This is a genomic window from Clostridium manihotivorum (assembly GCF_004015185.1).
Lineage (GTDB): Bacteria > Bacillota > Clostridia > Clostridiales > Clostridiaceae > Clostridium_AR > Clostridium_AR manihotivorum.
The window spans coordinates 2,050,544-2,076,857 of record NZ_CP025746.1; the positions used below are offsets into that span (position 1 = coordinate 2,050,544).

Annotated in this window: 26 protein-coding genes and 1 other annotated feature; of the genes, 18 read left to right on the plus strand and 8 right to left on the minus strand. The window is 31.9% G+C overall.

Annotated features, from left to right (window positions below; translation table 11 throughout):
- Nucleotides 1-93: 93 nt before the first annotated feature.
- From C1I91_RS09100 to C1I91_RS09115, 4 genes are all read left to right on the plus strand, one after another.
- Nucleotides 94-564 carry a MarR family winged helix-turn-helix transcriptional regulator gene (locus C1I91_RS09100; protein ID WP_238475949.1) on the plus strand — a complete coding sequence of 157 codons (471 nt, stop codon included), beginning with the start codon at nucleotides 94-96 and terminating at the stop codon, nucleotides 562-564.
- A 523-nt stretch (nucleotides 565-1,087) separates the two neighbouring features.
- Entirely contained in the window at nucleotides 1,088-1,963 is an 876-nt protein-coding gene (locus C1I91_RS09105) for an SDR family oxidoreductase (protein WP_128212589.1), read from the plus strand.
- Between the two features lie 227 nt (nucleotides 1,964-2,190).
- Complete coding sequence (locus C1I91_RS09110) at nucleotides 2,191-2,529, plus strand: winged helix-turn-helix transcriptional regulator (protein WP_128212590.1); 339 nt, start codon at nucleotides 2,191-2,193, stop codon at nucleotides 2,527-2,529.
- Between the two features lie 408 nt (nucleotides 2,530-2,937).
- Complete coding sequence (locus C1I91_RS09115) at nucleotides 2,938-3,324, plus strand: MerR family transcriptional regulator (protein ID WP_128212591.1); 387 nt, start codon at nucleotides 2,938-2,940, stop codon at nucleotides 3,322-3,324.
- 67 nt (nucleotides 3,325-3,391) lie between these two features.
- On the opposite strand, the gene pssA is transcribed toward C1I91_RS09115, so the two are convergent.
- Both pssA and C1I91_RS09125 read right to left on the minus strand, forming a co-directional pair.
- Nucleotides 3,392-3,907 (minus strand): CDP-diacylglycerol--serine O-phosphatidyltransferase, encoded by a 516-nt coding sequence (gene pssA / locus C1I91_RS09120; protein WP_128212592.1) that lies wholly within the window; start codon nucleotides 3,905-3,907, stop codon nucleotides 3,392-3,394.
- A 19-nt stretch (nucleotides 3,908-3,926) separates the two neighbouring features.
- Complete coding sequence (locus tag C1I91_RS09125; RefSeq protein WP_128212593.1) at nucleotides 3,927-4,613, minus strand: TVP38/TMEM64 family protein; 687 nt, start codon at nucleotides 4,611-4,613, stop codon at nucleotides 3,927-3,929.
- Between the two features lie 159 nt (nucleotides 4,614-4,772).
- Between C1I91_RS09125 and C1I91_RS09130 the strand changes: the two genes are divergently transcribed.
- Together C1I91_RS09130 and C1I91_RS09135 are read left to right on the plus strand one after the other, a co-directional pair.
- On the plus strand, nucleotides 4,773-5,471 hold the full coding sequence (locus C1I91_RS09130; RefSeq protein ID WP_128212594.1) for a response regulator transcription factor: 699 nt from the start codon (nucleotides 4,773-4,775) through the stop codon (nucleotides 5,469-5,471).
- Nucleotides 5,464-6,792 (plus strand): sensor histidine kinase, encoded by a 1,329-nt coding sequence (locus tag C1I91_RS09135; protein WP_128212595.1) that lies wholly within the window; start codon nucleotides 5,464-5,466, stop codon nucleotides 6,790-6,792. Before C1I91_RS09130 ends, C1I91_RS09135 begins: the two co-directional genes overlap by 8 nt.
- Nucleotides 6,793-6,910: 118 nt before the next feature.
- Here C1I91_RS09135 and C1I91_RS09140 read toward each other — a convergent pair whose 3' ends face one another.
- Nucleotides 6,911-7,138 (minus strand): hypothetical protein, encoded by a 228-nt coding sequence (locus tag C1I91_RS09140; RefSeq protein WP_128212596.1) that lies wholly within the window; start codon nucleotides 7,136-7,138, stop codon nucleotides 6,911-6,913.
- Between the two features lie 482 nt (nucleotides 7,139-7,620).
- Between C1I91_RS09140 and C1I91_RS09145 the strand changes: the two genes are divergently transcribed.
- The 3 genes from C1I91_RS09145 (at nucleotide 7,621) to C1I91_RS09155 (ending at nucleotide 11,153) form a co-directional block, all read left to right on the plus strand.
- Entirely contained in the window at nucleotides 7,621-8,277 is a 657-nt protein-coding gene (locus C1I91_RS09145) for an oxidoreductase (protein ID WP_128212597.1), read from the plus strand.
- 280 nt (nucleotides 8,278-8,557) lie between these two features.
- The gene (locus C1I91_RS09150; RefSeq protein ID WP_164880488.1) at nucleotides 8,558-9,676 is read left to right on the plus strand and encodes a GGDEF domain-containing protein; all 1,119 of its coding nucleotides are present in this window, start codon (nucleotides 8,558-8,560) and stop codon (nucleotides 9,674-9,676) included.
- 607 nt (nucleotides 9,677-10,283) lie between these two features.
- The gene (locus C1I91_RS09155; protein ID WP_128212599.1) at nucleotides 10,284-11,153 is read left to right on the plus strand and encodes a cation diffusion facilitator family transporter; all 870 of its coding nucleotides are present in this window, start codon (nucleotides 10,284-10,286) and stop codon (nucleotides 11,151-11,153) included.
- Between the two features lie 205 nt (nucleotides 11,154-11,358).
- Here the strand turns inward: C1I91_RS09155 and nhaA are convergent, their stop codons facing one another.
- Entirely contained in the window at nucleotides 11,359-12,567 is a 1,209-nt protein-coding gene (nhaA, locus tag C1I91_RS09160; RefSeq protein WP_128212600.1) for a Na+/H+ antiporter NhaA, read from the minus strand.
- Nucleotides 12,568-12,750: 183 nt separating this feature from the next.
- Nucleotides 12,751-12,807, minus strand: a sequence feature (sodium ion sensor (DUF1646 type); this cis-regulatory element may regulate processes involved in with the transportation of sodium ions).
- A 358-nt stretch (nucleotides 12,808-13,165) separates the two neighbouring features.
- Between nhaA and mvk the strand changes: the two genes are divergently transcribed.
- The 7 genes from mvk (at nucleotide 13,166) to C1I91_RS09195 (ending at nucleotide 21,407) form a co-directional block, all read left to right on the plus strand.
- Entirely contained in the window at nucleotides 13,166-14,125 is a 960-nt protein-coding gene (gene mvk, locus C1I91_RS09165; RefSeq protein WP_128212601.1) for a mevalonate kinase, read from the plus strand.
- Between the two features lie 21 nt (nucleotides 14,126-14,146).
- Complete coding sequence (gene mvaD / locus C1I91_RS09170) at nucleotides 14,147-15,121, plus strand: diphosphomevalonate decarboxylase (protein WP_128212602.1); 975 nt, start codon at nucleotides 14,147-14,149, stop codon at nucleotides 15,119-15,121.
- 26 nt (nucleotides 15,122-15,147) lie between these two features.
- On the plus strand, nucleotides 15,148-15,420 hold the full coding sequence (locus tag C1I91_RS09175; RefSeq protein WP_205694295.1) for a hypothetical protein: 273 nt from the start codon (nucleotides 15,148-15,150) through the stop codon (nucleotides 15,418-15,420).
- Nucleotide 15,421: 1 nt separating this feature from the next.
- Nucleotides 15,422-16,780 (plus strand): tripartite tricarboxylate transporter permease, encoded by a 1,359-nt coding sequence (locus tag C1I91_RS09180; RefSeq protein ID WP_128212603.1) that lies wholly within the window; start codon nucleotides 15,422-15,424, stop codon nucleotides 16,778-16,780.
- A gap of 60 nt (nucleotides 16,781-16,840) precedes the next feature.
- Nucleotides 16,841-17,953 (plus strand): phosphomevalonate kinase, encoded by a 1,113-nt coding sequence (locus tag C1I91_RS09185; RefSeq protein ID WP_128212604.1) that lies wholly within the window; start codon nucleotides 16,841-16,843, stop codon nucleotides 17,951-17,953.
- 457 nt (nucleotides 17,954-18,410) lie between these two features.
- The gene (locus C1I91_RS09190) at nucleotides 18,411-20,399 is read left to right on the plus strand and encodes a methyl-accepting chemotaxis protein (protein WP_128212605.1); all 1,989 of its coding nucleotides are present in this window, start codon (nucleotides 18,411-18,413) and stop codon (nucleotides 20,397-20,399) included.
- Nucleotides 20,400-20,426: 27 nt separating this feature from the next.
- A complete protein-coding gene (locus C1I91_RS09195) occupies nucleotides 20,427-21,407 on the plus strand; it encodes a substrate-binding domain-containing protein (RefSeq protein WP_128212606.1) in 981 nt (326 codons plus the stop codon).
- A gap of 236 nt (nucleotides 21,408-21,643) precedes the next feature.
- Here C1I91_RS09195 and C1I91_RS09200 read toward each other — a convergent pair whose 3' ends face one another.
- The 4 genes from C1I91_RS09200 to C1I91_RS09215 form a co-directional block, all read right to left on the minus strand.
- Nucleotides 21,644-22,066 carry an HIT family protein gene (locus C1I91_RS09200; RefSeq protein ID WP_128212607.1) on the minus strand — a complete coding sequence of 141 codons (423 nt, stop codon included), beginning with the start codon at nucleotides 22,064-22,066 and terminating at the stop codon, nucleotides 21,644-21,646.
- Nucleotides 22,067-22,541: 475 nt separating this feature from the next.
- A complete protein-coding gene (locus C1I91_RS09205) occupies nucleotides 22,542-22,937 on the minus strand; it encodes a hypothetical protein (RefSeq protein ID WP_128212608.1) in 396 nt (131 codons plus the stop codon).
- 454 nt (nucleotides 22,938-23,391) lie between these two features.
- On the minus strand, nucleotides 23,392-24,036 hold the full coding sequence (locus C1I91_RS09210; protein WP_128212609.1) for an exosporium glycoprotein BclB-related protein: 645 nt from the start codon (nucleotides 24,034-24,036) through the stop codon (nucleotides 23,392-23,394).
- Nucleotides 24,037-24,231: 195 nt separating this feature from the next.
- On the minus strand, nucleotides 24,232-24,546 hold the full coding sequence (locus C1I91_RS09215; protein ID WP_128215948.1) for a YmaF family protein: 315 nt from the start codon (nucleotides 24,544-24,546) through the stop codon (nucleotides 24,232-24,234).
- A 224-nt stretch (nucleotides 24,547-24,770) separates the two neighbouring features.
- Between C1I91_RS09215 and C1I91_RS09220 the strand changes: the two genes are divergently transcribed.
- Nucleotides 24,771-24,950 carry an aspartyl-phosphate phosphatase Spo0E family protein gene (locus C1I91_RS09220; RefSeq protein ID WP_128212610.1) on the plus strand — a complete coding sequence of 60 codons (180 nt, stop codon included), beginning with the start codon at nucleotides 24,771-24,773 and terminating at the stop codon, nucleotides 24,948-24,950.
- Nucleotides 24,951-25,085: 135 nt separating this feature from the next.
- Nucleotides 25,086-26,213: an alanine dehydrogenase gene (gene ald / locus C1I91_RS09225; protein WP_128212611.1), complete on the plus strand. Its 1,128-nt coding sequence runs from the start codon at nucleotides 25,086-25,088 to the stop codon at nucleotides 26,211-26,213.
- Nucleotides 26,214-26,314 lie beyond the last annotated feature (101 nt).

The window sequence follows — 26,314 nt, forward strand, 5'->3', positions numbered from 1 at the left end:
ATGATAGGTTTTTTGCAGATAAAACGTTATAATATTAATAAGCACATATTTTAATTTATTTAACTATATGATAACTAAGGCTTAGGAGGAAAGATGATAGATAGTGACGATAAGAATCAGGTAACTAGTGAATATATAGAAAAATTAATGACTCTTTTTAGAAATTTACAGAAAGATTTTAATGATTATTTTATAGAAAAGGCTAAGCAATATGGATTTTCTGGCTCACAATTGTTTTCGATTCATGCTATATATAAAAATCCAGGGATAAATATTCGAGAGCTGAGTAAAAAGTTAAGTTTATCAAAGAGTACTGTTTCAGCACTAATTGATAAATTGGTAGAGCAAGGTAGTGTAATACGTGAAATACCAGAAGATAATCGTAGATCTGTAAATTTATATTTATCTGAAGATTTTCTTAGGGAATTCAATATACCAGAGATTAGAAGCCAGTACTTTTCAGATATGGCTAAGATCGCATCTCTTGAAGAATTAGAAGAAGTTGTAAAGGGATTAGAGAAATTTCAAGAGCTTATCAATAAAGGTAAGCAAATGAGAAGCTAGAAGTTGTAAGAAAGTGATGCAGGTTAATTATAGTAAGATTTATTAAAGCACCAAAGTATTAGAGTATTTATCTAATATTTTGGTGCTTTTTCATTGTAAGTAAAGGTATAAGATACTTTTGTTTGCCAAACCTAATATTAGAGAGTTAAGTATTAGGTCTTATGCAATGTATCTTAGGGAAATGGAACGTTTAGTATATTGTAGAATATGATTATTTAAGTAATTTGCATTGTAAAAGGGATAAGGCCAATACATAAGTCTATCTAGTTAGATACTAACATTAATAAAAGATTGTACTATGCAAAACTAATATTTAAAGATAAAATAATATTGTACTAAGTGATAATTACTATCAACAGATATTTGATGTCGATTTGTTCGTGTATACTCATAGTTTAAACTCTAAGTCATAATTATGTGGATAGTTGAACAGTCTATTTTAAAAATAGTATTTATAATAGTTTTTGAATTCTAATAGAGATGAAATTTTAAAAATAAATGAAATGAAAGGAATGACAATAAAATGTTTAGGTTTTTAGTTACAGGAGCAACAGGGAGATTAGGTGGAGCTATAATAACACATTTATTAGAAAAAGGGGTAGAGGCAAAAGAGATCGCTGTCTTAGTTAGAGATGAACAAAAAGGAGAAAAGCTTAAGAATTTAGGGGTCACAATTAAAACTGGAGACTACAATGATGAAGCTTCTTTAAGAAATGCTTTTGAAGGAATAGAAAAATTGATGTTTGTTTCTTCCCCAGACTTTGATAACACTTTACGTATAAGTCAGCATGCCAATGTGGTTAAAGCAGCGAGAGATGCAAAGGTATCACATATTTTTTATACAGGTATTGCATATGCAGAAGATATGAATGTAGTAGGATTACAAAACGTTCACCTTGCAACCGAATATATGATAAAGACTACAGGAATTAGCTACACTTTTCTTAGAAATGGGTTTTACTTAGAGAATATAACAGGAGATTTAGTTAATAAAGCTGTTTCCAGTGGAAGGTTAATTACAGCAGCAGGTAATGGAAGATTTAATTTTGTATTGATAGATGATTTAGCACTTGCTGCTGCCTCAGCTATTGTAGGAGAAGGGCATGAAAATAAAGTTTATAATTTGGTAAATTCAAGTACAACATCTTTTGATGAATATGCTGATATACTATCAAAACTTTCCCAAAAACAAGTTACACATGTTAGCTTGGAACCAGGTGATGCAGTTAAAAATCTGATATCAATGGGAGATCCAGAAGCTGTTGCAGGTTTTAATGTTTATGGACTTTATCTTCCAATAGCCGAAGGACAATTTTCTAAAGTATCTAAGGATTTAGAGAACCTAATAGGGAGAAACTGTACATCAATAGAAGAAGTCTTAAATAAAGTGGTAAGCTAATGTAAAAATAAAAGACTCTGTTAATTTCAAAGTTATTATTAAATATAGCCAAATAAAAGATATATATAGGTATTAGCAATATAAAAATCCTTATGTATAGGGATATAAAGCATATAAATTTTTAATTATTGTCCACTTATGACTGTTATGATAAAATAAAAATCAAAATAGATGATTGGGACGATTAAGTTATAATATAAAAAATATACTAAGGAAGGTTACTTGTAATGGAAGAGGATAAAAGTTTATTTGGCAGATGTCCATATTTTACTGCGCAAAAAGTATTTTCTGGTAAATGGTCAATACTTATAATGCATCATCTTAGTGAAGGTACCTTGAGATACGGTGAGCTTCAAAGAAGGCTTGAAGATATTACGCAAGCAACCCTTACTAAGCAATTAAGGATGCTTGAAGACTATGGCTTAGTTTCTAGAAAGGTTTATTCGGAAATACCGCCTAAGGTAGAATACTCCTTAACTGAGTTAGGAAGAGAATTTCAACCAGTGCTTGATCAGTTTAGAATATGGGGAGATAAGTATATTGCTTACACAAATAGTAAGAAATAAAGCTTAGGTATGGATATAGTTTACATGGAACATAAGCGCAAAAATATGTTGTACTAAAAGTCTCATTCAATTTATAATAGAATGAGATTTTTATTTTTTTAGTAATAAACTATGTTGTTTCTCCATTGGCAAAATCGCTTAATGAATGCTATTTCTGAGAAAATATTAATAGATGAGCTTATTGAAATTACAAAGAAGTTAAATAAAATTTAGGTTCTGTAAAGTTGATATAGGGAGCCAATTTCAGCTACTAATTTATACATTCCACAAAATCCCTAGAAGCCGCGATTTTATAACAAGTATAAATTAATTTCTCGTAAAGGTTCCATATATATATTTAAACATAACCAATATTGAAGATATTCGTTTTAGGGTAAGGTAAGAAAGATAAATAGGGGGCGAAGATAAATGACTATTGCAGAAGTAAGTGAAAAGTTTAGTATATCTCAAGACACTTTACGTTACTATGAGCGTATTGGATTGATTCCTCACGTAAATAGAAATAAGAGTAAAATAAGAAGTTATACAGAGGAAGACTGTAGATGGGTAGAATTTATTAAGTGTATGAGGAGTGCTGGCCTTCCAATTGAAGTATTAATTGAATATGTTTCACTGTTCCAAGAAGGTGATGAAACAGTAGAAGCAAGAAAAGAGCTTTTAATAGAGCAAAGAAGCAAGCTTGCTGAGAAGATTAGTGAGATGCAGCAGACTTTGCAAAGGCTAGATAATAAAATTGATGGATATGAAGAGAAAATATTAGCAAAAGAGCAGGGATTAAAGAAAGCTGATAGTTAGAAAAATAAAACAGACTTAATATTGTCCGTTTTATTTTTATAAATTAGTGTTCTTTAAAACAAGTGCATTACAATTTTTTAAATTCAAGTTTTGATATCATAAGATAGCTAAAAGATACAAGTAATATCGTTGACACTAAGTAGTAAATGCTATTAGCTGGAGTAGAAAATGAAAATAAAGCTAGTAGAGAACCGGTTATAGTTATAGGGACTCCAGTAAAAATTCCATTAAAAGTGCTTGTATTATATCTTGCTAACCTGTAGGCACCACAAATTATATAAAGTAGTACAAAGCCTATGTCTATTATGTAAATATTAGATAGTGGAGCATACTTAATAAGCAGTAGAAGAGAAGGTGCTACTCCAAAGGAAATTAAATCTGATAAAGAATCTAATTCTTTTCCTAATTCACTGGATACATTGAGTAATCTAGCAATTCTACCATCATATCTATCTATTAAAGCCGCAATAAGTATAAAGGCTGCACCAAATATAAAATTATGTTTGAAAGCAGATATTATCGAAAAAATACCAAAGGATAGATTTGCAAAAGTAAGTAGGTTTGGAATCCATTTTTTAATCATATATATACTCCTATTTTTGTTAATTGTTATTTGGTGTGAACTTGTTGATAAGCTTGTCTTTATTAATTATTCCAAGAATAAATGCTACACATGCAATAAGTGCCACTACTATTGTGGCAGTATAGTTACCATAGTGAAGGTTTGAACCGATGCTTACAGAAGCTAGTGTCCAAGGAAATCTGCTTATGGTTAAAATAATGAAAAATTTCAATGGTTTAATTGGTGTTAAACCAGCTACATAAATTAAAAAATCTTTTGGTAGACCTGGTACTAAAAATATTATAAATATAACAAGGTCAAACTTATTACTATGCATTATCTTTGATAACCAGCTAAGTTTTTCTCTTTGTAATAATTTCTCAATGAGATTAGCACCTATAAATCTGGTGAAGTAAAAAGCTATTATACCTCCTAACAAAAGACCTATCATGGAGTAAATAGTACCTAAGGTAGCACCATATATATATCCGCCAGCTACTTGAATAACTTCTCCAGGTATTGGTGCTATAACCGTTTGAAGTACTTGAAAAGAAGTGAATACGATAGCTCCAAGGCTACCTAGAGAGATTATGTAGCTGCTGAACTTTTCCATAGACATCGTTAAAGCAATAATATCAGGTAAATACTTTATTATAGGGATGGCAATTAATATACACAGCAAAAAGGCGCATATTTTATAAATTATCATTTTTTCAGCTTTATTCATTTTAACGTATCCTTTCAAAAAGAAATCTAATAATCACAGCTTATCTTATAAATCTTAAGAAGTTTGTAGGATAAATCTTAAGAATTCTTAAGTGATATAAAGTATATGGATTTTGTAAAAACATCAATATATACTAATATTAAAAGTGGAGGTGTGCTGATGGACTATGGTAAAAATATATTAATAGCTGATGATAATGAAGAAATAAGAGAAATAGTTAGGGTTTTACTAGAAAGTGAAGGTTATAATGTAATTGAGGCATCAAATGGAGCAGAAGCTGTAGAGAAAGTAGATAGTGAGATAGATTTAGTAATACTTGATATAATGATGCCTATAAAATCAGGCTTTAAGGCTTGCAGTGAAATTAGAGAAAAAACTACTGCACCTATTTTATTTCTTACAGCCAAAACTCAAGATTCAGATAAAATCATGGCATTCTCTTCAGGTAGTGATGATTATTTATCGAAGCCCTTCTCTTATACTGAGTTTATCTCAAGAGTGAAAGCGTTGCTTAGACGATACTATGTATATAAAGGAAAAGAGAAAATCAATTCTGATGAAGGTATAAACATAAATGGATTAACAATAAGTAAAGCCTCTAATCAAGTATCTAAATATGGAGAAGAAATAATACTTACAGAGATTGAGTACAGAATTTTATTACTTATGGCTCAAAATAGAAAAAAGATATTTTCAGCACAAAATTTGTATGAAAGCGTATGGGCTGAGCCTTACTTTTATTCATGTAATAATACCGTTATGGTACATATAAGAAATCTACGAAGTAAGCTGGAGAAAGACCCCCAAAATCCTGAGTATATAAAAACTGTTTGGGGCAAGGGATATAGGATTGAGTAGAAAATTTACTGTAAATAGATTGGAATTTAAGTTAGTTTTATCTTTGATGATATCATTTCTAATAGCTGTTGGAGTATATTTTGTATTGGACACTACAGGAGAAAATGTAGTGGATGAGCATTTCAATAAAATTTCTTTTTTTGATAATGTAAGAGATAAGACTATGGTTGATTTTCGTCAATATGTTATGGAGAAAAATCTGAGAATATCTGATTTTGACGCTATAAATAGATGGGTAAAAAGTGAAAAGTATGTAATTGTAAATATTTATAAAGATAATAAGCTGATATATGATTCTAGTAAATTTGAATCAAATATAGGATATGAAGAGAATTTTAGAAATCAGATCTCAGAGATAAGTGCGTTGCAGAACATAGAATTTGCAGATCATACTGGAAAGATATACTTGGAATGTTTTTTTGAATACAAGTATTATTTTATTATAAGCCTTGTAAGTATATTGATTGCCTTTTTATGTTTTCTTGCAATTAATCTATTTTTCATAAGAAGAAAGATAAAGTATATTGAGAAAATAGATAGCGAGATAAAAATATTAGAAGGTGGAGAATTGGCTTATGAAATAGTGAGCAAAGGAAATGATGAGCTTTCTTCATTGGCTCAAAGTATTAATGAAATGAGAAAATCCTTTATAGAAAGATTAGAGAATGAAGAAAAAGCAAGGGTAGCCAATAGTGATTTAATTACTGCAATGTCTCATGACCTAAGGACACCACTGACAGCTTTGGTTGGATATTTAGATATAGTTGAATACAGAAAATATAAGACTGATGAGGAATTGAAAAAGTATATACATAATAGTAGAGAAAAGGCTTATCAAATTAAGTATCTTTCTGATAAATTATTTGAGTATTTTTTAGTTTTTAATACTAATGAAGAAATGCTAGAAAAAGAGCTTTTTGATGGAAATGAGCTCTTCGAACAATTATTAGATGAACAAGTGTTTATATTAGAGAATAAAAAATATAAGCTAGAATTAAATTGTGATAGAACGCCATTCTTAATTAAACTAAATTTGATATCTATACGAAGAGTTATGGATAATTTATTTTCAAATTTAATAAAGTATTCAGACAGGGAAAAATCTATAAAGATAAAGTATAGTATAGAAAATAAAGTGTTATTGCTAGAGATTGAAAATTATATAACTACTGACTTAGAAGTAGTGGATAGTACTGGAATTGGCCTTAAGACCTGTGAAAAGATAATTGAAAGTCATAAGGGAAACATGGTAATTAAAAATGATAAGAATATTTTTAATGTAAGTATAAGGCTTCCAATATTAAGTGGTAGTTTAGATTAAACATAGTTGCTTGGCAGATTTTCCTTGTATATTGTAATGGAAGATATATAAAAGGGTCGCTGAAGAAGGACTTCAGCGACCTTTTATTGTTACTAATTATTAGTTATAACTAGTCTAATTAGTCCCAGGTTACTATATTATCAATCCCTTTGATTTTCTTTACAGCCCATTCTACAGCTTCTCTGCTATTATCAAACTCTTCATTTGTACTACTTACGTAGGAGTAGCCTTCTTTGTCATCTATAGCTTCAATAAATAGTTCATTTATTCCATCAGTGATACTAATTTCTCCTTTTTCCTCAAGAGATTCTGTTAATTCATCAAGGGTTATGAAATCTTCGTCCATAATACAACATCCTTTCTATACTGTTTGTAAGGTTATAATTTGACAAATATAACTTTTTTATTCTTTATAAGCTTTAATTATAAAGAAAATTTTCTATAAGTATCCATAGATGGCTAAATGAATATAAGTAAAAAAGTAGAAAAAGAGATTTATATTTTACACAAAATGTTCTATAGTCTTTAGTAGAAAGCCTAACTGTAATATATAAATTAATAGTTGGAGTTAGGAAGCTGTATTGTAAACTACAGGAATTAGTCCTATATTAGAGTGTATAAGATAAATATAAAACTTTCACGGGTTTGTGAGAGTTCTACAGGGGGCCAACTTCAATTATTAATTAAAGCATGCCACAAAAATCCCTAGAAACAGCGATTTTCGAACATGCACAACTTAAGTCTTTGTAATGGACCACTATAGAATGTAGTTATTATTAAAAGTAATTCACATATAACAAGTTAATTGTATAAAGGAGAAGAATAAGCATGAAAAGAAGAGCTGTGGTTGCAGGTGGCACTGGTTTGATAGGTAAAGCGCTAGTAAAGCAATTATTAAGTGATCCACAATATAATTCTATAACATTAATATTAAGAAGATTTATAGGAATTACTGATCCTAAGCTTGAACAAAAGGTAATAGATTTTGATTTGTTAGAGAGCATAGATATTGATTTAAAAGATGCAGACGTATTTTGTACTCTTGGTACAACTATAAAAAAAGCAAAGACTCAAGAGAACTTCAAAAAAGTAGATTATCACTATCCCTTAGTCTTAGGGAAGATGGCAAAAAAACAGGGAGCAAAACAGTTATTAATAGTAACAGCAATGGGGGCTAGTTCTACATCTAGTATTTTCTACAATAGAGTAAAAGGTGAGATTGAAGAAGCTTTAAGAGAATTGAATCTTCCAATACTGAAGATCTTCCGTCCATCACTTTTACTGGGTGATCGTGGAGAATTTCGTATGGGAGAAGGAATGACAGCAGCGTTATCAGGTTTATTTACTCCATTGCTTTTAGGACCATTAAGGAAATATAGGCCAATAAAGGGTGAGGTAGTAGCTAGGGGTATGATTGCTGCAGCTAAGAAAGATGATCATGGGGTTCATACTTATGAATCAAATGAAATTGCTGAATTAAGCTAGATTTCTATTTTTGCAGATGTTAAAGTACTTTGTTGAACATGGTCTTATTTGTTTATAGGTTATGAAAAAAAGTCATCATAATAAGTATTATAAAATGATTTATTATATAAGAGGAGTGCTTTTACTAATTTAGTATATATAATGTCAAATACTCTGTATAAGCATTAAGCGAGTACCATAACTTGTCATTAAAGCATAAACTTAAAAGTTGCGATAAATATCATAAGGTAGATGATAAGGTTACCGAGGATTAGAGAATAAGAAAAATATGTTCCTTATTATGGAGAGTGATTCAGTGTTAGGAGATTTATTTATAAATTCAGCAATATTAATTGCAATTTTAAGTGTTGGTACTCAGTGTTTTAGGGAAAAGTCTCTTACAGCAATAAAAACCAAATCTGCACAGGTATTAACAGGGGCACTGATTGGGATATTAGGGTGCATATTGATGAAATTTAGTGTTCATATAAATTCAAAAGTTATTCTTGATTTTAGAAACATACCAATAATTTTGGCGGCAGTTTTTTCAGGATGTATTTCATCAGTTACTGCTGGTATTATAGTTGGTGTATTTAGAATCTTATTTTTCGGTATTAGTAATGCTTCAGTAGTTGGGTTTAGTATAGCAGCGACAATAGGGGCCGGCTGTGGATTAATAGGCAAAACTAATTTATCCTCAGGAAAAAAGTGGGCTCTTTCCACATTAGTTTCGCTTTTATTAGGGACAATTGGATTTGTTCTTAACTTGAAAGAAAAATCCTTACTGATAGATAGTCTGCTTTGTTACTGGGGAGCTAGTATAGTAATGTGTATTTTTATATATTATTATATGATGTACCTATATGAATCAGGAAACTTATATAGAAGGTATAGGGAAGAAGTTAAGAAAGATTACTTGACTGGACTAAATAATGTTAGACAATTCGATAATGTAATTAATGAAGTGTTTCTTAAGGTAAAAGAAAAGCATTATAAAGAAGTTGCTTTAATTTATTTAGATATAGACTTCTTTAAGAAAATTAATGATTCCTTTGGTCACGGAGGTGGAGATATAGTACTTAAGGATTTTAGCTACATATTGAAAAATATAGGAGTTAGCTCAGATTTTATTTTTAGGAATGGTGGAGAAGAGTTTTCTATAATATTACCTGACTGTTCTGAAGATGTAGCGAGTAAAGTTGCAGAGAAAATAAGATTAGAAGTTGAAAGATATAGTTTCAAAATGCCCAATGATGAGGTAATAAGCATTACTGTATCAATAGGGGTAGCGGTGTATCCTGATATGATTGATGATATTGATGAATTAGTAAGTCAAGCTGATAACGCTCTTTATACAGCGAAAAAATGTGGTAGAAATAAGACTGTTCTTGCAGGAAAAAAGAAGTATATTATAAAATAATTAAACAATAAGTGTTCTATAAGTAGAATACTTAACATTTTTTATACTATAGTAAGCATATAGTATAAAAGGCTATTTTATATTAACCTTTGATGACGATTTGTTCTTAAACTAAAATATAAGCTTTTTTAGGTTGTCATAGATTTGCAACAATAATGAATTTATCATATAATCTGTTTATTATAATAGTTAAAAGGGAGTAACTACCTTAGGTAAGGGGATATAGTCAACATACTGACCATAGGTCTGGCTATATTATAACTAATTTTAGTTAAGTGAGACTTTTAGCACAATTTTTATATTGTGCTAAAAGTCTTTTTTAATGTTGAGGAAAACGTAATTTTTTTGCTAACTAAACCCAGTGATAGCAAGGCTTTGGAATAGCTATTTATGTTAAACCGTAAAGAAGTAAATCTTATTTGTGCCTGCCAGATTTTCCTCATATACATAAGGAAAGGCAGATGGGCAAAAAAATAAATGTCAATTTACAAGTTTTCTTCAGGATTATATAAAGCTTATGGGAAAATAATAATTTAGTATAGTACATAAATATTGATAATAAGCGTTAAATTATTTAGAGGGATTTAGTGTATAAGGAGTGTAGTTAATGGATGAAAAGTATACTAACTTAAAACTTGCAGAGCGAGGAGCTAGAATTAGCATTTTAGCCTATGTTGCATTGGCTGCAGTTAAGGTTGGAATCGGGTATATATCTGGTTCAGAAGCTCTATCTGCAGATGGAATAAATAATACAACTGACATAATAGCTTCTATTGCAGTGCTAATAGGATTAAGACTATCAGGAAAACCAGCAGATGAGGATCATCCTTATGGACATTTTAGGGCTGAGACTATAGCGTCCTTAGTAGCCTCCCTAATTATGATAGCAGTAGGCTTGAATGTACTTTTTGATGCGGTTCAGTCAGTCATCCATTTTAAAGCAAAGGCTCCAGATATGATAGCAGCAATAGTAGGGGTATTTTGTGCCATAGCCATATATTTTGTATATAGATACAATAGAAAAATAGCAATAAAGATAAATAGTTCAGGGCTTATGGCTGCAGCTAAGGACAATCTATCAGATGCATGGGTAAGTGTTGGAACTTCTAGTGGAATTATGGCTTCTCAGTTTGGGTTGCCTTGGATTGATCCTCTAGCTGCAATAATAGTTGGAATATTGATTATAAAAACTGGATGGGAGATATTTAGCGAGTCCTCCCATAACTTGACAGATGGATTTAGTCAGCAACAGTTGAATGATATGACAGAGGGGATAAGAATAATATCAGGAGTTGAGAAGGTAAAGCAAATACGAGCTCGTGTCCTTGGCAATAATATACTCTTGGATGTTACTGTAGCAGTAGATTCAACATTGAATGTAGTGGAAGCTCATAACATTACGGAAGAAATAGAGAAGAATTTAAAGAAGAACTTTAATATTACTGAAGCTATGATTCATGTAGAGCCAAGCGATTAGCATAAATATAATGGTATTTGATGTTTAGGGACTTAATTTTAAAAGTATAATTTAATATTTTTTAGAAATGTTATCACATTGAAGGTGAACATTAATAATGTAAGAGTTGCAATTGAATAGAGAAAGATCCCTTATAGGTACATACTTATAAGGGATTTTCATGTTTATATATTAAATGTTGTAGATAATATAATACTAGTTAAATTCAGTCTATTGAGGCTTCTTCAGGTTCTGTTTTTATAAGATTAAAAATTAACAATCCAAATATTGCAGATAGAAGGGAAGCTACCATTATACTCATTTTTGCTGTAGAAAGTATGGCTTCATCTGAAAAGGATAAGGATGAAACAAAGATTGACATGGTAAATCCAATACCACCAAGAATGCTGGCACCATACAAATGCTTATTATTCACTCCAGTAGGGAGCTCAGCTATCTTTAACTTTACAAGTAAGGCTGATATGCCGAATATTCCTAGTTGCTTGCCTAAGAAAAGTCCAAGGATAATCCCTATACTTACTGGGGTTGCCATTATGGTAGAAATACTATTTGTACTTATTGCTACTCCAGCATTTGCCAATGCAAATAAAGGCATTATTAAGTAGGAAGACCATGGAGAAATAGCTGTTTCAAGCCTATGTAACATTGATTTTTCAAATTCTTGCTCGTCTCTTGAGCCAGGTATTGTCATACCTAATAATACTCCAGCAAAGGTAGAATGGATACCAGACTTATGTACTGTAAACCATAATATAACTCCCATCATTATAAAGACTGCTGGGGCTTTAACCTTTAGTTTATTAGCTAAAATAAGTAAGCAAACTATAGCTGCACTTATTAGTAAATAAATCCAAGAAAGTTCACTGCTATAGAATAATGCAATAACTATTATAGCACCTAGATCATCAACTATAGCTAGTGCAGTAAGAAATACAACAATCCCTTTGGGAGCTTTTTTACCGGCTAAAGATATTATACCTAAGGCAAAGGCTATATCTGTTGCCATAGGAACTCCAAAACCATGGATAGTTGGCTGATTATAGTTGCTTATAGCATATATAACAGAAGGTACAATCATTCCTGCTATAGCAGCAGCTATTGGCAATATAGTAGTTTTTATCGATTTTAATTCTCCTATTAAGATTTCTTTCTTAATTTCCATTCCAACCACAAAGAAAAATATAGCCATCAAGCCATCATTAATCCAGTGTCCTATTGACATTGAAATAGAAACCTCTTTATATCCAATTGTTAAGCTTTTATGAAGAAATTCATTATAAGATGGCCCAAAATCAGAGTTTATGGCCAGGATCGCAATAATAGAGCAGGCCAGTAATAGTATTCCACTGGAGGCTTCACTTCTAAAAAAGTTAAGGAAAAAGTTGTAGTTTTTGTCTTTTAGTGTGTTTTGCATATAATACATCCTTTCTCTGTAGTTAATAAAATATAAATTTCAACCTATTTTTCTAATTAACCTATACCCAGTTATTTCATATTTTACTGTTATGATAAAGACAAATAAGGAATATAACTGTTCATAGTTTTTGTAATAGTTAAAAAAATATTGAAAAATAAAAAGATGGGAACGCTTTGAAAAAGCTTCCCACCCCAGAAACTAAATTGCTTGAAAGTAAATTTTTCAATTTACCCAACCGTAACTAGTATTATTTACTTTATATTAAGATATACTATATCACATGTTCTTTGAGTTGACAATATTAGAATATCACTTTTATGGTATAAAGCTATTAGGTTTAATTATATATCCGGTGAATATTTTATACTTTGGACAAATGTAATTCAGCTAAAACAGTGTGTTAGAAGACTAATTAATAATAAAGAATGAAAATATAATCCAATTTAAATGTCCTTGATTGATAATAAGTATTATTTGACAATTAAATATTAATCAATTATTATTATCAATGGATATAGATTTTTGATGAAAAATATCCCAAAGGTTATAGGGAGAGTATTAAATTTTTACGGTGAACAATAAAGGATGGTTATATATGAATACAAAATCTACTAAATCAGCTGTGGGGGAAGCACATAGTAAGTTGATTCTAGTTGGGGAACATGCAGTAGTTTATGGTAAACCAGCAATAGCAATACCTTTTCCACTTAAGGTTAAGGCAGTGACTACTAGTTATTCTGGCAATATTATGTTAGAATCATCTATTTATACTGGGTTTATAGAAAATGTACCAATGAAGATGCAGGGCATATCAGCCTGTATAAGGGAGGCTTTAAATAAGTTAAACCAACCTTGTTATGGATTAAGAATTTTAATAGATTCGGAAGTACCTTCAGGTCGTGGCTTAGGGTCAAGTGCCGCAGTTGCTATAGCCATTGTAAGAAGTCTATTTTCTTTCTTTGAGGAAGAGCTTTCAGATGAAGCATTATTTTATATAGTTCAAATTTCCGAAAGGTATGCACATGGAAAGCCAAGTGGAATTGATACTGCTTCAGAAATAAGTGAATGTCCTATTTGGTTTGAAAAAGGAAAGGATATATTTACTATTGAAAGTACAAAAACTTTATTTATAGTGGTTGGAGATACTGGAAGGGTCGGAGATACTCACACAGCTGTAGGTAATGTAAGAAAGAAGTATGATATGGAGCCTCTAAAAGTACAAAAGTCATTGGATGAGATAGGTAAAGTTGTAGATTCTGCAAGGAGTTGTATTATTGACGGAGAGCTTAACTCACTTGGGAGACTACTATATATTAATCATAAGGAACTTATCAACTTGGGAGTTAGTGATGAGGGGTTAGATCTATTGGTTGAGACTGCTATGAAGGCAGGTGCTTTAGGAGCAAAACTAACTGGTGGAGGTCTAGGGGGATGTATGATAGCTCTAGCCAGTAGTTTAGAGAATGCTAGATTAATTTCATCAGAGCTTATTAAGGCTGGTGCCTTTAAAAGTTGGTACTTTTCAAGTAATGATAACAAGCTTTATATACCATAAGAAAAAGTAGGAGGAAGTCAAGTGAAAGCTACAGCGAAAGCAAATACTAATATAGCGCTTATTAAATACTGGGGAAAGCGCGACGAAAAGCTGTTTTTACCTATGAATAGCAGTTTATCAGTAACTCTCGATAGATTTTATACCATCACAACTGTTGAGTTCAATGAAAGCTTTGAGAAGGATATTTTCTTTCTAGATAATGTAATTGCTAGTGATAAGGAAGTAGAGAAAGTATCAAAGTTTCTTGATAAGGTAAGAATAGCTGCAGGGGTAACATATCCTGCGCTAGTTTCTTCTGAGAATAAAGTACCAACAGCAGCAGGCTTTGCATCTTCAGCTTCAGGCTTTGCTGCATTAGCGGCTGCAGCTGCAAAAGCACTTCAACTGGATTTGAGTGGAAGAGAGTTATCTGTTTTAGCTCGTCAAGGTTCTGGATCTGCTTGTAGATCTATATATGGGGGATTCGTTGAATGGCATAAAGGAATAGAAGCTGATGGAAGTGATTCTTTTGCTAATCAGCTATTGGATGAAAATGCATGGGATTTTAGTATTCTTTCAGTTTTAGTAGCCTCAGAACAAAAGAATGTATCTAGCAGGGATGGAATGAGGCAGACGGTATTAACGTCTCCTTTTTACAAAGGCTGGTTGGATACTATTGAAGGAGATCTAAGTGCTTTAAGAGATGCTATAGGGGATAGGGATTTTGATAGCTTAGGTAAGGTGATGGAGTCAAATGCATTGAAGATGCATGGGACTATGCTGGGAGCAGAGCCTCCAATCTTATATTGGCAAAGTGGAACTATGGATGTGATACATCATATTCAACTTCTTAGGAGTTCTGGTATTCCGGTTTATTTTACTATTGATGCTGGACCAAATGTAAAGGTGCTTTGTATGCCTAAGCATGAGCAAATAGTATATGAATCGCTAATAAAGCTTCCAAAAGTTAAAAAAGTTTTTACTTGTCATCCTGGAGAAGGAGTCACTTACCTATAGAATTTTAGATAATAGGAGTTGAGTGAATGAATAACATAAATAAGGATATGAAAAAATCATCAGAAGGTGATTCACTTAAGAATAATATTGAAGTTTGGGAGGATTTAGTTTCTATTAAAGAATTGGTAATGTCATTGGTTATATGCTCTTTAGGTGCCTTTGGAGGATATTTACTAGCGCCAAAAGAGAGACCAAAACAATTATTTTTAGGTTTGCTTGGTGCAATAATTGGCTTTGTGATATGCAGTATCATAATAAAACCTAAAAGAGAATTTATAGAAACTAATCAGGAGGATTAACATGACTACTACATTGATTTTACAGATGATTCTTTCAGCTGTTGTAGCAGCTATTTTATATACAATAATTGGGGCAGCACCTGGTACAGATGAAACTGCAACAATTGCGCCAGTAACTTTGGTTCTTGTCTTATCAGGGTTACACCCTGCGGTAATTTTATCATTTTTCATTTCAGCTATCGTAGCAAGCAAATTAACAGATGCTATCCCTGTTTCTATAGCAGGAATTCCTGCTGGAGTAATGTCTACTCCTATGATAGAACATGCAATGGTGCTGAAAAAATTTGGCCTTACAGACACAAGCATTAGGAAGATGGCTTCAGGTTCCATTATTGGTACAATAGTATCAGTGCCTGTGAGCTTACTATTAGCACAGGCACTAATACCATTTTCAACTACCATCAAGCAATATGGAGATATAGTATTTTTTGTTGGTGCGATATTCTTAGCTTTGATGAGTAAAAGTAAATGGGTATCACTGGTTTCAATAGTTCCCTTTGCTTTATTGATACAAGGTCTTCGTCATTTATACTGGGGCACAGGAGCAGTTCCAAAAGGAACTAATGTATCTACATCTATTTTCTTAGGAATTACTATTGGACCTGTTATCTTGACCTTGTTTGAACTTTTAAATAAGAATAAGAGAGAAGGTCTTGAAAGATTTGATAAAAAGACTATCTACTTTAAAAAGGGAGAACAAATTAAGACTGTTCCTAATCCGTTTAAGATACTAACTAAGAAAGAAACTGCCTATAGCGCGTTGACTTCTATAATTGGATCACTAACCTTTATTTTAAGTCCTGTAGGGCTTACTACTTTTTTAGGAGAGCTGTTTTCTAGTCGTACAAAGGATCCTGTAGAAAAAGCATCTCTAGCCATTTCCTGTATGGAAGCTTTGGCCCACGCAACATATATTTCAGGAACCTTGATTCCACTTATTGCTCTAGGTATTCCGTTGTCACCAATGGCTTTAGGTCCTGCAAATCCATTATTCAATGCCCCTCCAGTATACACTTTGAAGAATAATATGCATCATTTATTAACTAATTCAGACTTTGTGTGGGCTACTATAATTGGAGCGGTTGTAGCATTATGTATTACTTATTATGTTACAGTTAAATACTCACAGCAAATTTGTGCTTTTGTATTTAAGAAGATTCCACACGAAGCTATGCTTGGTCTATTCTTTAGTTTAGTTATATTACTTGCTTACATGGATGCAGGTCTGATTAATGTTGGTGGTGTTCTTCTTATAGGAATAGTTGGAGGAGTATTGTATCGTCTAGGGGTTAACTATGGCGTTCAGTTTATGATATTATACTCAGCACCATGGATAGTTACAAAACTAGCTGGTCTGTAAAACTTGCTTAAATATATGAAACTAGGTTTATAAATTATAAAATTTGAAGGGAGGAAGGTTATGGATTATTCAAGCTATAATGTGAAAGTACCAGGAAAATTAATGATTGCAGGGGAGTATGCTGTATTAGAGCCTAATCAAAAGGCTATTGTAGTAGCAGTAAATCGTTATGTCAATATTCATATTGAGCCTTCTAAAAAGAATGAATTGTTTCTTCCTCAACTTGGTTTAGAGAATATTGCTTGGGAAATAATTGATGAAAAGGTTAAGTTTAGTGTGGGAGATGCTAGATTAAACTTTATCGAAAACTCTATTGCTGTAGCCAATCAATATTTAAAAGAAAACTTCATAGAAATACGTCCTTTTAGATTATTGGTTAATAGTGAGCTTGATGATACTACAACTGGAGAAAAGTATGGACTAGGATCAAGTGCTGCAATTGTGGTTTCAGTTATCTCAGCCATATTGAGTATTCATTGGATTAGTAAAGATAAGCCTTCCTTGGAACAGATTTTTAAACTTTCTGCTATAGCTCATTTAAGAACTCAAAAGAGTGGTTCAGGAGCTGATATTGCGGCATCTGTTTATGGTGGGTGGCTGGAGTATTCATCATTTAGCTCTAAATGGGTTATATATGAATTACGTCAAAATAAAAGTATAATAGATATAATAAATCAGAAGTGGCCTAACTTATCAATTAAGAAGCTCTTACCACCACCAGAACTTCAATTGGCGGTAGGATGGACAAAGTCACCTATATCAACAGCACCTATGATTAAGAGTGTTCATAATTTTAAACAGAATAACACAGAGAAATACAACTACTTTTTGAGAGAAAGCCTCCACGCTGTTGAAGCAATGATAGATGGCTTTGAGAGAAACGATTGTAATAAAGCAATAAAAAGCCTTAATCAAAATAGAAAAGCGTTGCAAAGCTTAGAAGAAGCTTCTAGTATAACTATTGAAACTGAAACTCTAAAAAGATTATGCTCAATTGCTGAAAGATTTGGTAGTGGAAAGTCCTCTGGAGCTGGTGGTGGGGACTGCGGTATTGCTTTTTTAGAAGGAAGTAATAATAAGAAGGAACTTTATGAAGCTTGGAAACACAACGATATAAAGCCTCTGAATTTAGAGGTAGCAAAAGTTGGAGTTTCTGTAGAAAGCATAAGCTGATATTTTTTACAATAGAATTAAAACTATAGATGTACCAATTCATATTACAATTTATATTTTCAAATTGGTACATCTTTAATTAAGAACCCTGATTAATCGGGGGTCTTTTTTTACTATTAAGACCAGTTATAAAACTTTTTTAGGTAAAAGTGGTAATATCAATGAATTAGAACAGGTTTTTACCATAAACATTAAAAAGGAAATATTATTGGCCTAGCAGATTTTTATCATATGTATTAGGAAATGCATATGCATAAGAAAAGATCACTGAAGAATTTAAAAGTAGCTAATGTGGAACTATATTGCAAGAGTTTTTTTTGGATGTTTATTAAATAAAAGTATTTATATGTCACTTAAGTGTGTTGAAAATTAAATTTAATAAAAATATAAAGAAAAATATATTTATATACGATGAATATAATAGAAACTTGTCGAATAGTGTTGAAGGGAGATTTATATGAGTAAAAAAGAAAAGGAACACAAGATTTCTATTAAGGTTAAATTACTTGGCGTCATAATACCAATGATGGCTATGGCTGTTTCACTATTAATTGGTATATCTTATACTAAATCAAATAGCATAATAACTAACTCTGCTAATGATTTATTAGAGACATCCACGAAGAAACAAGCTAATCAGATAGAATCATGGTTAAACGAAAATTTAGCATCTTTTAATGCGGTGAAACATTCAATTGAGAGTTCAAGCCTAAGTGATGGGCAGTTGCAGAATTTATTAAACAACTATTATGGATATAATAGCAACTTCCCAGAAGGTGTTTATATTGGAGACTCTACTGGGAATTTATTGAAGGCAGAGAAATCTACAATGTCAAATAAAAATGTATTGAGTTCATTATGGTACAATCAAGGGCTTACTAGAATAAACATGGCATTGGGGTCGCCTTATGTTAACGAACAGGGTAAAAATGTTATTAGTGCATCAGCTATACTTAACGATAACTCCGGTAAGATAAAGGTTTTATCAGCAGATCTTTCTTTGGACAAGATATCAATAATAGTAAATTCATTAGCTGAAATGAAAAATGCACAGTCTCTTTTAGTTAATAAAAATGACAATACAATTTTAGCTTATGAGGATAGTTCACTGATTTCAACAAAGCTTAGTGGAAGTAGTAATAGCTTTCTTAAGGATATTGGAGAAAGGTTAGATAAAAAGCAATATAGCGCTGCTGAACTTGAAAAAAACATGGTTTCTTTTAAACAAATCGAGGGAACTGACTGGATTTTAGTATCATATGTGCCTGAAAAGTCTATCTTAGCTGAACTACTAAAGCTACGTACTTTTATGATTATAATTGCTATATTATCTATTGCTGTTCTCACTGGATTGGTTGAGAGAATAGTTCAGGTTGTAATTAAACCAATTAGCAAACTTACAGATGCTATAGTAGCAATGACACATGGAGACTTTACTGTGGATGTAGAGGTAAAAGGCAATGATGAAATATCAGTTATGCTTAAAAGTGTAAAAGAATTTATAACAGTTATGAGAAGTATGATTAATAATATAAGTGTTATGTCACAAAAATTAAGCGTACAGGCAGATGGTAGCAGTGCTATTTCTAAAGAAATGTTTGATTCTTCTATGGTTCAGTCCCAATCTATGGAAAGCCTAAACCAAACAGTAGATCAATTAGCAAGCTCTGTAGGAGAGGTTGCAGAAAATACAACAACTTTAGCAACTGTAGTTACCACTACTAGAGATGATAGTGCCAATGTTAATGAAAAGATGAAGGAAACAATTAATGTTTCAGAAAAAGGCCGTAAAGATATGGAGAAGGTTAATGGGGCTATGGAAAATATAAGAAATTCTATAACTTCTCTTGAGCAAGCTATAAGCAAAGTAGGTAAATCTTCAAATGAAATTACTAATATCATACATGTTATTGGAGATATCGCTGAGCAAACAAATTTACTTTCTCTAAATGCATCTATAGAAGCAGCAAGAGCTGGGGAAGCTGGAAAGGGCTTTGCAGTAGTAGCCATGGAAATAGGAAAATTGGCAAAGACAAGTTCTGAATCCGTCAATGATATATCGACACTTGTAACTGAAATAAATGGATTGGTTTTGGATACAGTTAAGAAGGCCAATGAAAGTGCGGAACATATAACAGAAAGTAGTTACTTAATAAGTGGTACAGCGGATACCTTTGATAGTATATTTGATATGATCAACGAAACTAATAATTTGATTCAGGATATGACTGAAAAGATAGGTAATCTAGATGAAGTTGCAGCTTCTGTAGCTGCTATATCAGAAGAGCAAGCTGCAAGTGCAGAAGAAATACTAGCCACTTCTGAGGTTATGGTTTCTCAAGCTAAGAGTATTACTAGCAATAGTGAAAAGGTAGCTAGTGATGCAGATAAACTTGCAGATACTGCAGAAGAGCTTGGTAAGCAAATTCAAATATTTAAATTATAGGCAATACATTTCAAAAGGGGGAGAAGTATGAAGAAGAGATTGGCAGTGTTGTTAAGCATAATCATGACTTTTGTTATATTATCTGGCTGCAGTTCGAATAAAACAACAGCTTCGAATAATAAAATTAAGATTCTCTTATCTATATCAGACGGGTCTGATGATTATCGTAAATTAATAGTTTCAAATGCTAAAAGTTACGCAGAGAGTCAGAATATTGATATTACAGTAAAAGATGCGGCTGGATCTATAGAAAGTCAGGTTGAACATATGAAAGAAGCAGTTTCTGGTGGATATAATGTTATAATATGTGCACCTGTAAATCCTAGTACAGCATTAGAACTGGAAAGAGCTTCTAAAGGAATTCCTATAGTGTTTATGAATAGTAAGCCTGAGGATAAATTGTTGGAAAAAGATAAATACATTTACGTAGCTTCCAATGAAGAAGTTGCTGGAAAGCTTCAAGCTGAGTACATTATTGATCACTTTAACGGTAAAAAAGATATAAAGGTAGTATTGCTAAAAGGAGAAAAAGGGCATAATGCATCAAAAGGAAGATCCGATGCAGTAAAGCAAACTTTTAAAGACAACGGAATAAATGCAGAATATGTTTTTGAGGATAATGCGGATTGGAGTAGGCAAAAAGCTAAAGAGATGTTAAATATATTTTTAGCTACTGGAAAAAAGTTTGATTGTGTAATTGCTAATAATGATTCCATGGCCTTAGGAGTAGTGGATTCATTATTAGAGAACCATATAGATCCTTCATCGATTCCTGTTTTAGGTGTAGATGCCACAAGCGATGCTTTGAAAGCAGTTAAGAATGGAACTCTTGGAGTTACTGTTTATCAGTCTGCAAAGGGACAAAGTATAAGTGCTGTAAAAGCAGCCATCAAAATGGGTTCAGGTGATTCTTTATCAGGTATAGAAAATCTTACTACTGATGGTAAGTTTATATGGGTTCCTTTTGAAAAGGTAGATAAGAGCAATGTAGATAAGTACATCAATTAGTTAACTAAAGATCCAATGAATATTGCCCTTCTAAAAGGAAAAGATAATTCCTGAAGGGAGTGAAGTTCATGGCAAAATCTAAAAATAATCCTAAAGAACAAAATAAGCAGAGAACCAATATCGGCACTAAAAGAACCGATAGCAGTGATAGACAGGAAGTAAAAAATAAATCAAATAAATAGCTTTAGTATATAAAAGCGCTTAAGTGGTAAACTTAAGTGCTTTTATGTATAGATTTATAATTTTTGTTTTATTGAAGTTATTATTTCTTCATATTCTGCATCGCTAAGTTTAAGATTGGCTGAAGGGTTCATTTCGAAAGTTCCACCCCAGCTGTAACCATCCTTATATTTTGGAACTATATGAAAATGAAGGTGAGGAAGCTTGTCTGAGTATGCTCCAAGATTCATCTTATCAGCGCCAAAGGCTTCTTTTATAGCTTTTGCAGCAGTAGCAACATCTTTCATAAAAGATGTACGTTCTTCATCACTTAGTTCAAATAATTCATTTATATGGTTATCGTAGGCAACGACACATCTACCTTTATAAGTTTGTTCCTTGAATAAATATAAAGTAGAAACACTTAGCTTAGTGACTTTTATCATTAAGTCATCTAGTCTCTGATCCTTTTCGCAATAAAAACAACTTACCTTTTCCATAACAGTGACACCTCATTAATATTATTTTGCACACGTGTGCAACCACCTATATTATAACTCGTATTTAAGATGTTTTACAATAGAAAACAAAAGATACAGGTGAAAAATATATTGTTTTATTTAGATTGCTTAAAGTAAATATACTGATATAACTAATATAATAGAAAGTCTCTATTAATAAAGCACCCTGCTAAAATTAAAATTGGCCAATAGAAAATTGCTATTTGGAAACTTTTTATTGACTGTAATCCTAGTAAGGTTTGGTAAATAGAAATGCTAGATAATCGTAATTTTAACATATACATACTCAAAGGCAGATATAAAAAAATTCGCTAAAGATTAAAATCCTTTAGCGAATTTTTACTTATAATAACTAGCAAATATTTTAATATAAAGTAGAAACATAACTAATGAGTAGAATTAAATTTATATTTAAATAATTATATTAAATTGAAAGAGTTTTGGAGTATATTAATTAAATTTGGCTCTTTATAACAACATATCCAACTGCTACGTGTAATGGTCCGTCTGAAGAATGATTACCAAACACTCTTACAGTGTTTATACCTCTCATAACTCCATAGGTATGAAAGAATGCATTGCCAATTGAAGGAACTCTATTATGAACATCCCACTCACAGCAGTTACCAGTTACTGGAGCGAAACCGGCTACATTATTAAAATCTACAGCAAATTCACCTTTTGTGTGACCTATGTAGTACCAGGCCCATTGAAAATATTCGTTTTCATCTAGTAGGAGAGCTGTTCCATCTTCAAATTCTTGATAGCCAGATTTGAAATTCTTAGGGATCTCAACGGAATATATTTTTACATCAGTATCTCTTGGAATATCTACTATTACATTATTCATTCTTAACTCACCAACCTTAAAAAGTATTTGTGTTATATAGGTATCTTTATTAATTCATACTTAATAAGTTTTTATCAATATGAATTAAGGATACAGTTGAAACACTGCTGAGCAATAAAATAGAATGCTCTTTAATATAATTTCCTAGAATATAGGAAATATACAATGGCAAAATTGATAGAATACATGTAAAAATCAAATCTTTTTACTGTAGAAGAAATTATAATTTTTTAAGGTAAAAAAGCAATATTAAGGGGATAAAATAGTTTTTATACTAAACTGTATAAAAGGAGGCTTATTTGCTTGCTAGATTTTCCTGTCGGTAAAAAGCTAACTGAAGATGTCACTTCAGCGAACTCTTTAATCATTATGAGAGTATATTAAAAAACCTAGAAGGAAGCCTTCTAGGTTTTTTTATAAGAATCTATTCTTTTATTTGGTTAATAAATTTTTTCTAGCTAATTGCGATACCAGCACTTGCATAACCAGTTACTGTTGCTACAATAGGAATGCCGGTAGTTGTAGCTGAAAATACAAGAAGAAGTCTAGTTTCGGCTGGTACAGGAATTGAAAGACCAGTAGTTATACCGCTAGTTGTGCCACCAATAGCTAATACTCCAGGAAGTGGATCTAATTGAACTGAAGCACCTGGTATAGCAGTAAAGATATTGCTTGTAGGTGGTGCACTGTACAACTGTGCAGTAATATTTACTGTTGTACCAACAAGAGTAAGAGCAAGTAAATTACTATAGAAAGCAGATATTGACCTTATAACACCATCACGAGGCATTGAGAAGGCTTCGTTTATTAATGCTCCTGTACCTGTAAGGTCTATAGTTAAGCCAGCTACAGTTAGACCTGTAGCAGAGCTACCAAAACCTAGTGCACTTACTGTACTTACCAAGCCACTAGCAAGAGTAGTAAGAATTACAGGTAAACCTGATGCAAAAGGAATAATTGAACCAAATGCAAATCTAGTATTACTTCTAAGTCCGCCCCTTATTCTTGGTAGGCAGCAAGGATTAGGTAGATAGTCATAGCTAGGTAAAATGTTATCATAACCAGTTAAAGATAAATTATTTTCATAACATCCAGACATACTTATTTTTCCTCTCCATAAATATATTTATAGATAAGATGATATCTATAGTACTATGATATAAAAAATATAGTCGATTTGTGCATAAATATGTCTTAATTAGAATTAATATGTTTAGAAAAATCATATGAGCAAAAAATTCGCTAAATCATGGCTGCTTTAGCGAATTTTATATATTAAATTACTGAGAAAATACTAACAATTAGTTAAAGGGCTTTCTATAAGTGTTGTGAAAATAAAGCTATGCCTATGGCCATCGTTTGAGGTTGTTATTCCTCTTACCAAATGAACATGCTTTCCGTTTCCAACATCTATTGCTGGACCAGTGGTGATGCTTATGATATGAAAATGATCAAAAAAATCAGTATTCACATATAATCTATGAACATGAGATGAACCACAGGGAATAGCTTGTCCTGTAACTCCTGCAAAACGGTGATTATGTCTTTCTTCACCCTGTTCAGCAAGTTTAGTGCTTCCTAAAAATTCATGAACATGTCTTTGTTGCATATACTCACCTTCTAGGTTTGAAGAATTCTCATAATCTTCATAATCATCATAAGGTCTCTTTGAGTGTTCATATGCCATATGAATCTCTCCTTTGTCTGTAGTTTAATTATTCTGATAAGACATAAAAATATTTTTTAGATTAATGGTTACACTTATAGTACATTCTATGATTAAGTTATTACTTTGTTACTATATATATTTTTTTAAAAGTAGGAGGAGTACATATGGCCGAATTAGAAGATCTTTTAAAGGATATTGAGAAGTTAAGGAATAACCTTCAAATATTAATAGAAAAAAAACAAGGGAATTTAATCGATAATGAAGTCGTTGCAGCCAGCAAAATACTTAATGCCACACTTAACCAGTATAATAAACTTTTACAACAAAAGCTTGATGAACATTAGTATCAAATTTAGAAAGTAAAAATATAATATAGTGTTAGTGAATAGTTTTGTATATTAATATCATAAAATACAATGGTGTTACAGATAATTTTTTACTTCTGTACACTTTTTTTTTGAAAATTAAGGAGGGATAAAATGGTTATAGGATTAGTAAGGGAGATAAAAAATAATGAAAATAGAGTAGGATTAACGCCTAGTGGGGTAGAAGTTCTTATCAAGAGAGGACATAAGGTCTTAGTTGAGAAGGGTGCTGGAATAGGAAGCGGCTTTGGAGACGGGTTTTATAAGGACGTTGGAGCAGAGGTAGTAGATAAGAAAAGTTATGTATTTAACCAGTCAGATGTTATCGTAAAGGTTAAAGAGCCGCTTGAAGAGGAATATGATTTGTTTAAAACAGGACAAACCTTATATACCTATCTTCATTTAGCAGCCAATAAACCATTGACAGAGGTTTTATTAAAAAAGAAGATTACAGGAATTGGCTATGAGACGGTCCAGCTTAAAAATGGACGTCTTCCATTACTTGTACCTATGAGTGAAATTGCAGGTAGGATGTCAGTACAGATAGGTGCTAATCTACTACAAAAATATAATGGAGGATCTGGCATACTGCTTGGAGGAGTTCCGGGAGTAATGCAAGGTGAGGTGGTTATAATTGGTGGAGGTATTGTTGGAACTAATGCAGCTAAGATTGCCTGTGGTCTAGGGGCTAGAGTTACTATAATGGATATAAGTAATGAGAGATTGGCTTATTTAGATGATATATTTTTTGGTAGGATAACAACCTTAACTTGTAATGAGTATAATGTAGCTAAGGCAGTGGAAAAGGCTGATCTATTAATAGGTGCAGTTTTGGTAGCAGGAGCAAGTGCGCCTAAGATAGTTTCTAAAGAAATGGTGAAGACAATGAAAAAGGGATCTGTAATAGTGGATGTTGCAATAGATCAAGGGGGATCAATAGAGACAATAGATAGAGTTACAACTCATGACGATCCATGCTATGAAAAGTATGGAGTTATACACTATTCAGTAGCTAATATGCCAGGGGCTGTACCAAAAACATCTACTTTGGCACTTGAAGCGGCCACATTACCATATCTAATAGAAATAGCAGACAATGGAGTGAAAGAAGCTATTTTAAAAGATGAGGCTCTACTTTTAGGTTTAAATACCTATGCAGGAAGTATAACCTGCAAGGCTGTAGCGGAGAGCCTAGAGCTGCCATATGTAGACCCAAGAGAAATAATGGTTAATAAATTTTAGAAAAATCAAAAGATGTTTTTAATATGCCTTTTTTAAAGTATAATGTTGAAATTAATTGCTCAGTCATCAGATGCTTGCTCAAAAAAATCATATAATGCTAA

What these genes read in the sequence shown, in the direction of transcription:
- C1I91_RS09145 (WP_128212597.1), top strand. Translation starts at nt 7,621, where the DNA reads ATGAAAAGAAGAGCTGTGGTTGCAGGTGGCACTGGTTTGATAGGTAAA.
- C1I91_RS09195 (WP_128212606.1), top strand. Translation starts at nt 20,427, where the DNA reads ATGAAGAAGAGATTGGCAGTGTTGTTAAGCATAATCATGACTTTTGTT.
- C1I91_RS09180 (WP_128212603.1), top strand. Translation starts at nt 15,422, where the DNA reads ATGACTACTACATTGATTTTACAGATGATTCTTTCAGCTGTTGTAGCA.
- C1I91_RS09215 (WP_128215948.1), bottom strand. Translation starts at nt 24,546, where the DNA reads ATGCAACAAAGACATGTTCATGAATTTTTAGGAAGCACTAAACTTGCT.
- C1I91_RS09200 (WP_128212607.1), bottom strand. Translation starts at nt 22,066, where the DNA reads ATGGAAAAGGTAAGTTGTTTTTATTGCGAAAAGGATCAGAGACTAGAT.
- C1I91_RS09220 (WP_128212610.1), top strand. Translation starts at nt 24,771, where the DNA reads ATGGCCGAATTAGAAGATCTTTTAAAGGATATTGAGAAGTTAAGGAAT.
- C1I91_RS09205 (WP_128212608.1), bottom strand. Translation starts at nt 22,937, where the DNA reads ATGAATAATGTAATAGTAGATATTCCAAGAGATACTGATGTAAAAATA.
- C1I91_RS09210 (WP_128212609.1), bottom strand. Translation starts at nt 24,036, where the DNA reads ATGTCTGGATGTTATGAAAATAATTTATCTTTAACTGGTTATGATAAC.
- C1I91_RS09140 (WP_128212596.1), bottom strand. Translation starts at nt 7,138, where the DNA reads ATGGACGAAGATTTCATAACCCTTGATGAATTAACAGAATCTCTTGAG.
- C1I91_RS09190 (WP_128212605.1), top strand. Translation starts at nt 18,411, where the DNA reads ATGAGTAAAAAAGAAAAGGAACACAAGATTTCTATTAAGGTTAAATTA.
- C1I91_RS09130 (WP_128212594.1), top strand. Translation starts at nt 4,773, where the DNA reads ATGGACTATGGTAAAAATATATTAATAGCTGATGATAATGAAGAAATA.
- C1I91_RS09185 (WP_128212604.1), top strand. Translation starts at nt 16,841, where the DNA reads ATGGATTATTCAAGCTATAATGTGAAAGTACCAGGAAAATTAATGATT.
- mvk (WP_128212601.1), top strand. Translation starts at nt 13,166, where the DNA reads ATGAATACAAAATCTACTAAATCAGCTGTGGGGGAAGCACATAGTAAG.
- pssA (WP_128212592.1), bottom strand. Translation starts at nt 3,907, where the DNA reads ATGATTAAAAAATGGATTCCAAACCTACTTACTTTTGCAAATCTATCC.
- C1I91_RS09175 (WP_205694295.1), top strand. Translation starts at nt 15,148, where the DNA reads ATGAATAACATAAATAAGGATATGAAAAAATCATCAGAAGGTGATTCA.
- C1I91_RS09155 (WP_128212599.1), top strand. Translation starts at nt 10,284, where the DNA reads ATGGATGAAAAGTATACTAACTTAAAACTTGCAGAGCGAGGAGCTAGA.
- nhaA (WP_128212600.1), bottom strand. Translation starts at nt 12,567, where the DNA reads ATGCAAAACACACTAAAAGACAAAAACTACAACTTTTTCCTTAACTTT.
- ald (WP_128212611.1), top strand. Translation starts at nt 25,086, where the DNA reads ATGGTTATAGGATTAGTAAGGGAGATAAAAAATAATGAAAATAGAGTA.
- C1I91_RS09125 (WP_128212593.1), bottom strand. Translation starts at nt 4,613, where the DNA reads ATGAATAAAGCTGAAAAAATGATAATTTATAAAATATGCGCCTTTTTG.
- C1I91_RS09105 (WP_128212589.1), top strand. Translation starts at nt 1,088, where the DNA reads ATGTTTAGGTTTTTAGTTACAGGAGCAACAGGGAGATTAGGTGGAGCT.
- C1I91_RS09110 (WP_128212590.1), top strand. Translation starts at nt 2,191, where the DNA reads ATGGAAGAGGATAAAAGTTTATTTGGCAGATGTCCATATTTTACTGCG.
- C1I91_RS09150 (WP_164880488.1), top strand. Translation starts at nt 8,558, where the DNA reads ATGGAGAGTGATTCAGTGTTAGGAGATTTATTTATAAATTCAGCAATA.
- C1I91_RS09100 (WP_238475949.1), top strand. Translation starts at nt 94, where the DNA reads ATGATAGATAGTGACGATAAGAATCAGGTAACTAGTGAATATATAGAA.
- C1I91_RS09115 (WP_128212591.1), top strand. Translation starts at nt 2,938, where the DNA reads ATGACTATTGCAGAAGTAAGTGAAAAGTTTAGTATATCTCAAGACACT.